The sequence below is a fragment of the Bacteroides pyogenes DSM 20611 = JCM 6294 genome (assembly GCF_000428105.1).
GTDB lineage: Bacteria > Bacteroidota > Bacteroidia > Bacteroidales > Bacteroidaceae > Bacteroides > Bacteroides pyogenes.
In genome coordinates, this window is sequence record NZ_ATZH01000041.1 from 1 (window position 1) to 11,608 (window position 11,608).

Genomic DNA, 11,608 nt, shown 5'->3' on the forward strand with positions numbered 1-11,608 from the left:
TGCAATGAATATAGCAATGGTGCTGAAAGAAATTGAGGTGACGCCATGTCTTATCGAGAGTATCGTAAGCAGTAGATTGGCTGCCATCCGGAGCTGTAAACAGAAAGCCCTTTTCAAAGGCAAGCCATAAGTGCAGTTCTTTTGTGCCGCTTTCATTTATTTGAAATTCGGCACGAATTACGCTCCAAGGGGATTGCAGCCCCAATGCAGATGTGAAGATTTCCTTGCTGTCCATAATGCAAAGATAGGGATTTTTGTGAGCCTACCCACACGATTCGTTATAGAGCCAAAATTATCATATCCATATAATCCCATAGAATTAGAGTAAAATGAAAAAACTTTTATATAAAACCGACTTGAGCTGTTTTGCCTTTTGCCAATTGTAGTTTGTCTGCATCGTTTTATTGGCAAGGATTGTAACGTTTTGATATATGGTATTAGATTCTGCCAGCTACATTATTACTTATGAGATGCTGACCGGTCCTGTTTTGAAATACAAAGAACCTATGCCTACATTTAAATGGGAATTACTTTCCAAACGCAAAACGCTTCTTAATTATCAATGTCAGAAATCTGTATGCACATTTCGAGGCAGAACATATCTCATTCTTCCTCCTCCAATGCAAGAAGATTGCGGCTTTCGTCGTGGGGGAGCTCTTCCACTTGGCGGAGCTTCCGTTCGATGGCGCGGGTGCGTTTGCCCATCACTTCCTCCAATTGGTCGCCGGCACTCTGGAGATTCTTTTGTACCCTTTGCAGCAGTCCGCCAAACTTTCCGAACTCGGTTTTGACGGCTCCCAGCACCGTCCACACTTCGCTCGTCCGCTTCTGAATGGCGAGCGTACGGAATCCCATTTGCAAGCTGTTGAGGATGGCTCCTAAAGTGGTCGGTCCGGTCACCACGATTTTATACTCTTTCTGCAATGTTTCTACCAGATGGGTGCGCCGTATGATTTCCGCGTAGATGCTTTCGAAGGGTAGGAACAGGATGGCGAAATCTGTGGTGAAAGGCGGATCGATGTATTTGTCGTGTATGTCTCTGGCCATTCTTCTGATGGTTGCTTCCAACTGCTTGCCCGATGATTCGACGAGCGTTGCGTCGCCCGCTTCGAAAGCGTCGTAATATTGCTCGTACACGTCTTTGGGAAATTTGGCGTCGATGGGCAGATAGACCGTACTGCCGGCGTCATCTTTGCCGGGCAGTTTGATGGCAAATTCGACGAATTCGGTTCCGTTTCTTTTGGTTTTTACATTGGCGTCGTACTGTTCGGGGCTCATCATCTGCTCTAGCAAAGCACCGAGTTGAACTTCACCGAACGTTCCGCGCATCTTCACGTTGCTCAGTACTTTTTTCAGCCCGCCCACGTCTTGCGCCAGTGATTTCATTTCTCCCAGCCCCCGTTGTACATTTTCCAGTTGCGAACGCACCATCTCGAACGATTGCCCGATCCGTTCGTTCAATGTTTTCTGGAGCTTTTCCTCTACCATCAGTCGCATGTCGTCCAGCCTTTTTTCGGTGGACTGCATCAATTGCTGTTGCTGGCGTGTCATTGTCTCGAACTTCTGTCGTTGTAGCTCGCCGTTCGTAATCATGTTTTTATGTAGCGCGTCTTGTATCTGCTGCATGTTCCGGTCGAATGCCTGTGTGATTTCCATGCGCAATTCGCGCATGCTGCGGTTCAGCTCTTCGCGGTTCTCTTGCATTTGTTTCCGCAAATCGGCCTGCAACTGTTCCGTCTCTGCCCGGTTGTTTCCCTTTGTCAGTACGAGAATAAGCAATACAACCAGCAGTACACTGATGGCAATGAGTAAAACGGTCTCCATCAGTAAGTCAGAATTTCGTTTCCCGTTTCGGTAATGAGAATCATGTGCTCCCATTGCGCGGAAGGCAGTCCGTCGTCGGTATAAATCGTCCAGCCGTCGGCATCGTCTACAAACACTTCGTAGCTTCCCATATTAATCATCGGCTCGATGGTGAAAGTCATTCCCGGCAGAATCAGCATTCCCGTTCCGCGACGTCCGAAGTGCTCCACGTCGGGCTCTTCGTGAAACTTGATTCCTACGCCATGCCCGCAAAGATCGCGTACCACACTGAATCCGTTTTTCTCGGCATGCTCCTGAATGGCTGCTCCCACATCTCCCAGACGCGCCCAAGGGCGGGCAGCGGCAATGCCTATTTCCAAACACTCTTTGGTTACCTGTACCAGTTTTCTTTTTTCCTGGCTCACTTCGCCAATCATGAACATGCGTGAAGCATCGGAGAAGTATCCGTTGTAGATGGTCGAAACATCTACGTTGACAATGTCTCCGCTTCTCAGAATATCATTTTTGCTCGGTATCCCGTGGCAAACCACATTGTTAATGCTTGTACATACGCTTTTCGGGAATCCCTCGTAATTGAGAGGGGCGGGGATGGCTCCATGTCCGACGGTGAATTCGTACACCATTTTATCCACTTCTTCGGTCGACATCCCTTCGCGTATATTGTCGGATATATGGTCGAGCAATGCGGTGTTTATCTTGGCGCTTTCGCGGATTCCTTCCAGTTGTTCCGGTGTGCGGAGTACTTTTCTGGGTGGGAGTTTGTAGTGTTGTTTCCTGTATTTCTGGATTTTCTCTTCTATTTCGTCAGGGTAGCATGCCGGAGTGAATCGGATGCCTTTTATAATTTTCTTCATTGATGTAGAATATTTCTTACTTTCTGCAAAGGTAGGGAATAAAATGAAAAGTGAGACTCTTCCTTTGCAATAAAAACTTCCGGAGTCTGATTTGCTGAATATGAGCGATCGTTTGGCGTGCGATATTGAAGTAATGATTCGCAAGTTGTTTATAACAACGATTCCGCTTCGTTTACAAGCAATTTGTAGCCGATTCCCCGTATGTTTACGATGCGTATTCGGTCGTCTTTGCAGAGCTTGTGGCGCAACTTGGTGATGAAGACGTGCAGGCTCCGGGAATTGAAGAAACTGTCGTCGCCCCAGAGATCGAGCAATACATCTTGCGCATTGACCACTTGATTGCGGTTTTCGCATAGCTTTCGCAGTATCTCCGACTCTCTGTACGACAGCTTCTGCTTCATTTCGCTGTGTTGCAGCATTTGCGCTGTGGGGTCGAACAAGTAATCTCCTATTTCGAAACGGGAAGGAGTTTGCTCGGCGGCGGAGTCGAAAGCTTTTCCTAACAAAGCTTTGATGCGGATAATCAGCTCTTGCATGCCGAACGGCTTTTTCAGATAATCATTGGCTCCGAGCTCGAATCCTTTGACTACGTCATTGATGGCCGAGCGAGCAGTCAGAAACAACACCGGCGTCTTTTTGTCAGTTTGCCTGATGCGGCGTACCATCTCGAAACCATCCATTCGCGGCATCATTACATCGGTTACCAAAATATCGGGGCGAAGTTGGAAGAAATCTCTCAACCCCTTTTCTCCGTCGGGAGCAGCGTGTATGATGAAACCGTTTTCTGTCAGTGTGTCTGTGATGATCATGGCCAATGTCGGCTCATCTTCCACCAATAATACCGTAATCGATTGTTTTCCCATGCTCTTCTGAGTTTTATAGATCAATAATGAATGTCGTTCCTTTACCGGGATCGCTCTTTACCGTGATGTTGCCTCCATGTTTGTCTATCATTGTTTTGACATAGTAAAGCCCTAATCCGTATCCTTTTATATCGTGCACATTCCCCGTCGGAACACGGTAAAACTTATCGAAAATGTGTTTCTGCTTATCGGCGGAAATTCCGATTCCTTTATCCGCAATGCTGATCGTCGTTTTATCATCCTGCCGATAGCATCTGATCGACACTTCTGCCGTTTCTTTCGAATATTTTATCGCATTATCCATCAAATTGCTGATGATGTTTTCGAGGTGGTTTCGGTCTGCCGTAACAGTAAGCGAACCGGGTGTTATATCCAATGCTATATTTGTTTCTTTATCCGCTTTCAGCTTGTGCAAGTCGATTAGCGGCTCAATAAGTTCTTTCAATGCGATTGTTTCCAAATGCAGGCTGAAATTTCTGCGTCGCTCCATGCTCACTGCGAGGATTTGTTCCACCAGTCCGCTTAGTCGTTTCAACTGTTGTTGGCAAATGCGCAGATACGCGTCTCTTTTACTTTTTTCTTCGGCTTGGTTGAAATTGAGTAAAGCGTCGTTTGCGGCATAAGCCACCGCAATAGGTGTTTTTAGCTCGTGTGTTATATTGTTGGTAAAGTCGCTTTTCATTTCTTCCAGTGTTTTCTGCCGGAGAAGCATGTATATGAGAAACCAAAATACAAAGCCTACGATAAGAAGAGTAATGAGCGAAGTGATAAGGATACCGGTCATCTGCCTCCAAACGATAGGGCCGATGGGTTCTAATACGAGTTGATAGCGGTAGTTCCTGCGTAAGTCATACGAATAGTCGTATCTTACTGCCTTGCTTGTGGGAATATAGTCGCTGTTGCCTGCCATGCCCAGCGTGTCGGTATGTGTACTGTCTGATTTTGCTGTGTGTATGTTGCGCAGCAATAACGTACGGTGTGGAATGTTGATGTTGTGCTCCGACAGGGCATCGGTGAGTAAGCTGTCATACCGTTGCAGGTTTACCTCATGATATAGATCGATTCCGGAATGTATTCCTTGCTGAATGTAGTCGGACAACTCTTTCAGCGAGTCGTGTTTTTTTAGTAAAAGGCTCAGCCCCTTGTTGGTCTGAATCCCCGCCACAGGTTTTACGCTGTCGGAGATATTCTCTTGCCTATAGGCTATTACTTTGGCTTGTGTACTGTCTGAATTATTATACGCAACCATACTGACTTTCTTTCCTTTTTCATCATATCCTGTCGAAACGGATATGGAGCCGTGCTTTTGATTCTGCGTTTGCATATCTTTTATTCTGAGGATAATCTCGTTGAAGTCGCTGGTGCGCATGGCACCTCTGATGTTGTTTATCATTTCGGACTTCATGGTGCGATACAAACCTATCAGCCAATAGGCCTGATAGCTTAAGATAATCGTCAATGAACCGACGACTAAAATAACGATATGTTTGAGTGGCAGTTTCATACTTGCAAAAATAAGAAGAAACTCTTTCTTCCCCGCTTTTTGATAAGACTAAATAACAGTAGATAAGGTATTGATAACCCGACGTTTTACTTTTTCTTCCGAATTTTGTGAAAACCAAACTTTTATATCATTATGAAACGAGTTATTCTGTTGTTTTTGCTTCTTTACGGATTTAAATCGAATTTATCGGCTCAAGAGGAGAAACAGGTGGCCGATAGTTTGAATCTTGCTTATACGGACAGTCTGTTTAAGGTTTTACCTGAGGTGATGATAACCGGTGAACGTCCTTTGGTAAGGGCAGACCAAGGGAAACTGGTATACAATTTGCCTCAATTGGTCGCCGGTTTGCCGGTGGAGAATGCTTTTGACGCGATGAAAAATCTTCCCGGGATAGTGGAACAAAACGGGATGCTGACTTTGGCAGGACAAGGGGTGACGGTTATTATTAATGGCAAGGTGACGGCTTTATCAGGCGAATATCTGAACCATTTTTTAAAGACCATACCTGTAGGCAGAATAGAAAAGGCCGAAGTGATGTATGCTGCTCCGGCTTCCTATCAGGTGCGCGGTCCGATGATTAATCTTGTTTTAAAATCGAACACGGAACAGAAGGATCTGCTACAGGGGGAATTGGCTTCTTTCTATTATCAAAAACATTATGAATCGCTGGAAGAAAGGGTGAGTGTTCTTTACTCGAAGAAGAAATTGTTCACCGATCTTCTTTATTCTTATTCTTACGGACGTGGGAGGACGGAGACGGACAAAGAAGCGGTACATACCCTTGCCGATGGTTCCGTGCATGCTATGGACTTGAAGAACTTATCTACGAACCGCTACAATACGCACCGGATTCGCTGGGGATCGGATTATTCCTTCTCCAAAAATCATCAGCTTAGTCTGATATATACGGGTTCCTTCACGGATTCCAAAGGTTGGGCCGGGAGCTCGGGAGTGCATCATTCTTCTACAAACAAAGATAGCGACAGCAAACTTCACAATGTGCAATTGGATTATCAGGTCCCTTTTGGAATGAAAGCAGGAGGTGCGTTTACCTATTATAATTCGCCGGGAACCCAATTGCTGCACAGTATAATGGGAACGCAAACCCTGTATTTTTTAAGTAAAGATAATCAGCGTATTAGTTTATGGAGGTTGTATGCCGGACAGGAGCATTCGTTGGAAAGAGGATGGAGAGTGAATTACGGGGCTGTTTATACAACGACCCTGGACCGAAGCTACCAGCATTATTATGATCCTGAAACGCTTACTCCTCTGCCGGGCAATCAGATGGAATCGCGCCGGCACGAACGGACGTTGAATATATATGCCGGTTGGAGTAAAAGTTTCAGCAAGAAAATTACGGCGAATATGTCTCTGGCTATGGAAAAATATCATACCGATCAATGGAATGAATGGAGTTTCTATCCTACCGCCAATCTGACTTATATTCCAACGCCCGGACAGGTGCTTCAACTGTCTGTCAGCAGCGATAAGAAATATCCTGCCTATTGGAGCGTTCAGGAGGCGACATCCTATCTCGATTCGTATTCGGAGATTCAGGGTAATCCGCTGCTGAAACCCGAAGCTACTTATAAGGCGAGTTTTAACTATATTCTTAAAAATAAGTATGTTTTTTCTCTTTATTACAGTCATACGAAAGATAAAGCCATGCAGACGCTTTATCAATCGCCCGAACGCTTGGCCGAAATCTATAAATTCGTCAACTTCGATTTTAGCCGGCAGGCAGGCATGGTGGTGGCTGTTCCGGTGAAAATAAAAAAATGGCTGAATTCCCGTTTTACCGCCATCGGTTTGTATTTTCGTCAAAAAGATAGTGATTTCTGGGATACTTCTTTCGATCGCAAGCTCTATACTTTTGTTTTGACTATGAACAACACTTTTACGCTTTCTGCACGCCCCGATATAAAATTTACCTTAAGCGGGTTTTATCAGAATAGAGCGATACAGGGCATATACGACCTTCCTTGCTCGGGTTACTTGAACGCATCCTTGCGGTATGCTTTATGCAAAGAGAAGCTATTGTTGACTTTCAGTTGCGACGATATATTCAACACGAGCACGATTTCTCCCCGCATCCGTTTCGAACGTCAGCATGTAACCAATCACTACTCGCAACGCACACGCAAACTGGGACTCTCGGCAATATATAAGTTCGGCGGATATAAGGAGAAAAAGAGAGAAGAGGTGGACACCTCGCGATTTAAATAATCGGGTTCTACTTGTAACTTTGCGGGGAATTGCTATTTTTGCACTTCATTGTTAAATTCAAAAAACATAATTAATATGAAGTCGGATATTGAAATTGCTCGCAGCATCGAGTTGAAGAAAATAAAGCAGGTGGCCGAAAGTATCGGCATTCCACGTTATGAAGTAGAGAATTACGGCCGTTATGTGGCTAAAATCCCGGAGCATCTCATTGATGAAGAGAAAATTAAAAAGAGCAAGCTGATATTGGTGACTGCCATCACGGCGACAAAGACAGGAATCGGAAAGACCACAGTGTCTATCGGTCTTTCGTTGGGATTGAACAAAATAGGGAAGAAAGCGATTGTGGCTTTACGCGAGCCTTCTTTGGGACCTTGTTTCGGAATGAAAGGCGGCGCTGCGGGAGGAGGTTACGCGCAAGTGCTGCCGATGGAAAAAATAAACCTGCATTTCACGGGAGATTTTCATGCGATCACTTCCGCCCATAATATGATTTCCGCATTGCTGGACAATTATCTGTATCATAATCAGGCGAAAGGATTTGCATTGAAGGAAATTCTCTGGAAGCGTGTGTTGGATGTAAACGACCGATCTTTGCGAAGTACCGTTGTGGGGCTTGGTCCTAAATCGAACGGAATTACGCAAGAGTCGGGGTTTGATATTACTTCCGCTTCGGAGATCATGGCTATTCTATGTCTTGCAAAAGATATTCCCGACCTGCGTCGCCGGATTGAAAATATATTGCTCGGCTTCACGTTCGACGACAAACCGTTTACGGTGAAAGATTTGGGAGTAGCGGGAGCCATAACCGTGTTGCTGAAAGATGCCATTCATCCTAATCTGGTGCAGACAACCGAAGGCACTGCCGCTTTCGTACATGGCGGACCGTTTGCCAATATAGCTCATGGATGCAACTCCATTCTTGCTACCAAAATGTCTATGACTTTTGGCGATTATGTGATTACGGAGGCCGGATTCGGAGCAGATCTGGGAGCTGAGAAATTCTATAACATCAAATGCCGTAAGAGTGGCATTTGTCCGTGTCTGACGGTGATTGTCGCTACAGCGCAAGGACTGAAAATGCACGGAGGCGTAAGTCTCGATCGCTTGAAAGAGCCGGATATGGAAGGTTTGAAAGAAGGATTGCGCAACTTGGACAAGCATGTCCATAATCTCCGGCAGTTCGGACAGTCGGTTGTGGTGGCATATAATCGTTTTGCTTGTGATACGGATGAGGAAATCGAGTTGGTGCGCCAACATTGCGAGCGACTGGAAGTAGGCTTTGCCGTGAATAATGCTTTTATCGAAGGCGGAGAAGGCGCTGTAGAGTTGGCACATCTGGTAGCGGATACAATAGAGAATCGTCCCTCGGAGCCTTTGCGGTTTACTTATAAGGAAGAAGACAGCGTAGAGCAGAAGATTGAAAAAATAGCGATTGGCATCTATGGCGCAAGTGTAGTCACATATAGTGTCGCGGCACGTAACCGTATCAAGCAAATTGAGAAGATGGGAATCGCCCATTTCCCGGTTTGTATAGCAAAAACCCAGTATTCTTTTTCTGCCGATCCGAAATTATATGGAGTGGTGGAGAATTTTGAGTTCCATATTAAAGACCTTGTTATCAATAATGGTGCCGAAATGATTGTAGCCATTGCAGGAGAAATCGTCCGTATGCCGGGCTTGCCCAAAAATCCGCAAGCATTGCATATGGATATTGTGGATGGTGTTATAGAGGGTTTGAGTTAAAAACGTTTTAGAACTCAACTTCTTTTCTCTTATAAATGTTTGATGGATACCGATTTGTGGAAATTTGCTCTATCCCCATTTGAATCGGTATCCATCTCTTTTGATTTAGATGATCAGAAATAGTATCCCAAATTAATATAGAAACTGCCTTTTTTAGTCCGGTTAGAATATCCCAAGGATACTTCCAATGGACCAAACATGCTGTCTATTCCGTAACCGGCTGTTATACCGTATAACTGTGTTCCTTTCAATATATCGAAAAAGTTTTTGTCTGCCAGCCCGTAATTGCCGCTCAATGTCAGATAATGAATGTTTCCCATCCGTTGACGGAACTTAAGAGAAGATATTAAGATGGTGTTGTCTATTATTTCTAAATTTGTAATTCCGGTAAAAGGCAGTTGTTGGGGAACGTAAAATCCGAAAACTTCCCCTCCGATAGCGTTCTTCACCCAATAGGGAATCTCTCTCCCGATAAGTACACGCCCATAGATGGAAGGTGTGACGGAGAAGCGTCTTGTGACGGGAATGACACTGGTCCATGAAGCCATTAAGGCGGAGAATGGAGTATGGTCGTTGTATTCCACCATATTATCGGTATATACCGAGTAAGTGGCTTTGAAATCGCTTCCTCTTGTGGGAAAATATCCTTTGTCGAATGTATTATAATATATTTGAGCAAAGTAGCTTAAGAAGTGTTCCGATTTCACGTTCTCTTCGTTTAACGCCGGCTCTTTGAATAGGAAATCTTTGTAGTTGTAATACTCGAAACGAAGTCCGAGACCGAAACGCAAATTTTTGTACCAGACATCGGAAAACCCCAATTCTCCTAAATGATAATTATAGGTCGTATTGTAGGCCCGGTCTCCTTTGTCGTATATATTAATATCATTGTATTGATACATATATGAAACGTTTATAGTGCGCTGTTGCATCGGTTCAAGGGTATAATCTATGCGTGCGGCATAGCGTTTTCCCAATCTGCCGGTGAGAGAAAGATGGGATGGGATGGGAGTTTTGAAATCCGCCGTAGCATTCACGAGCAGGGAGGCTATTTCTTCCGAGTCGAACCGGATGCCCAAATTGATGCGCTTCTCGTATTTTTCTTCCAGTAAAAACGCAAGATGATAACCGTCGGGTTCTTCGGTCAGTGTATAGCTGACGTTAGAGTACGATTTACTTCCACGCAACAATAGTAAAGCCTGTTTTATTTGGCGGTTGCTAATTCTGCTGTTTTCTTTCAATTTATATTTTTTCAGCAACCATTTTTCATCTCTCTCTTCTATACCGGAAAATGTAATGTCGCTTACATAAAGCGTGCAAGTATCGGAAAGCAAGGAGTAGGGAGGGCGAGGGTTGGGCACATAGGTGTCGGATATGCCGATTTTTTTCTTCAATGCAATAAGCGTCTGCCATTGGGCACGTGCAGCTTCTTCTCCTCTTTTCATCAACGAGTCGATAGCTTCGGGAGTAAAGCTGGCGGATGAATATCCTTCCACGTCTACTTGAATATATGCGTCGGTAAGATCTACATGTCTATCGTGATTGGCTTGACAGGCAAGATCGATAATCTGCCCCAAAATGTCGGAAGCACTGTTGAGTTCAGATACCCGTTTCAAGTCTTTTTGCACATCGACTCCTATCACGATGTCGGCTCCCATAGCTTTGGCTACGTCTACCGGATAGTTGTTTACCATTCCGCCATCGACAAGTACCATACTGTCTTTCCTTACCGGCGTGAAAACTCCGGGAATCGCCATGCTGGCGCGCATAGCGGTAGAAAGCACTCCATCGCGAAACACAACCTGTTCGCCGTTAACCACATTGGCTGCAACGCATGCAAAAGGAATCGGCAGCTTGTCGAAGCTGATAGAATCGTGATATCCCACGGTGAGTTCCGAAAACAAATTGTCCAGGTTTTTCCCTTTAATAATACCTCCCAATACGGCATCTTTCGGTTTCTTCATAAAGGGAAACGAGAGCACGTATTGCTCCGACCGTTCGCGTTCGGTAAGCGACATAGCGCTTCGTTCTACGCGGTCGCTTAACAAAAATGTCCAATTCTGTTTGCGCACCATGCTGTCCAGTTGTTCGGGAGTGTAACCTATGGCATAAAGTCCCCCGACAATCGATCCCATGCTGGTTCCTACAATATAGTCGATCGGAATGCCTGCTTCTTCGATTATTTTTAAAGCTTTGATATGCGCCACACCTTTGGCTCCTCCGCCGCTCAAAACCACAGCTACTTTTTTTCGTTGCCCTTGAGCATGTGCGGGGAAAACACTCAAAACGCAGAGGATAAGAAAGACAATTGGAAAAAAAAGTTTTTTCATCGGAGTTATTATTAGTATAAAATTTACGGATACAATAATAAATACAAAAATAAGAGATAATTTGTTTATTCGGCAAAATTCATCTAAATATAATTTAGTATTTCTTTTGTATATGTTATGTCTCATTGAAACGTAAAAACATTGATTTTATTCAACTATCTCATCGTTAATGGCCAAGTATTTCAATCTTTTTTGAAATTTAAAAATGCGTTTTTCCTAAAAATAGGGCCATGTATTTTCATGAAGCAAAATAAAATCAGG

General features: G+C 44.5%; 7 protein-coding genes and 1 pseudogene. 2 read left to right on the forward strand and 6 right to left on the reverse strand.

What is annotated here, in order from left to right; translation table 11 throughout:
- The 5 genes and pseudogenes from C234_RS0110965 to C234_RS0110985 form a co-directional block, all read right to left on the reverse strand.
- A pseudogene (locus C234_RS0110965) lies at positions 1-235 on the reverse strand (ISL3 family transposase); the annotation flags it as partial.
- Between the two features lie 368 nt (positions 236-603).
- Positions 604-1,824, reverse strand: coding sequence for a DNA recombination protein RmuC (locus C234_RS0110970; protein ID WP_021645143.1), 1,221 nt, complete (start codon positions 1,822-1,824; stop codon positions 604-606).
- Positions 1,824-2,678 carry a type I methionyl aminopeptidase gene (map, locus tag C234_RS0110975; protein ID WP_027325813.1) on the reverse strand — a complete coding sequence of 285 codons (855 nt, stop codon included), beginning with the start codon at positions 2,676-2,678 and terminating at the stop codon, positions 1,824-1,826. The genes C234_RS0110970 and map overlap by 1 nt, the downstream gene beginning before the upstream one ends.
- 149 nt (positions 2,679-2,827) lie before the next feature.
- On the reverse strand, positions 2,828-3,541 hold the full coding sequence (locus C234_RS0110980) for a response regulator transcription factor (RefSeq protein WP_027325814.1): 714 nt from the start codon (positions 3,539-3,541) through the stop codon (positions 2,828-2,830).
- 13 nt (positions 3,542-3,554) lie between these two features.
- The gene (locus tag C234_RS0110985) at positions 3,555-5,045 is read right to left on the reverse strand and encodes a sensor histidine kinase (RefSeq protein ID WP_027325815.1); all 1,491 of its coding nucleotides are present in this window, start codon (positions 5,043-5,045) and stop codon (positions 3,555-3,557) included.
- A 132-nt stretch (positions 5,046-5,177) separates the two neighbouring features.
- Between C234_RS0110985 and C234_RS0110990 the strand changes: the two genes are divergently transcribed.
- Entirely contained in the window at positions 5,178-7,274 is a 2,097-nt protein-coding gene (locus C234_RS0110990; RefSeq protein WP_027325816.1) for an outer membrane beta-barrel family protein, read from the forward strand.
- A gap of 75 nt (positions 7,275-7,349) precedes the next feature.
- On the forward strand, positions 7,350-9,017 hold the full coding sequence (locus C234_RS0110995; RefSeq protein WP_027325817.1) for a formate--tetrahydrofolate ligase: 1,668 nt from the start codon (positions 7,350-7,352) through the stop codon (positions 9,015-9,017).
- Between the two features lie 113 nt (positions 9,018-9,130).
- Here the strand turns inward: C234_RS0110995 and C234_RS0111000 are convergent, their stop codons facing one another.
- The gene (locus C234_RS0111000) at positions 9,131-11,347 is read right to left on the reverse strand and encodes a patatin-like phospholipase family protein (RefSeq protein ID WP_027325818.1); all 2,217 of its coding nucleotides are present in this window, start codon (positions 11,345-11,347) and stop codon (positions 9,131-9,133) included.
- Positions 11,348-11,608 lie beyond the last annotated feature (261 nt).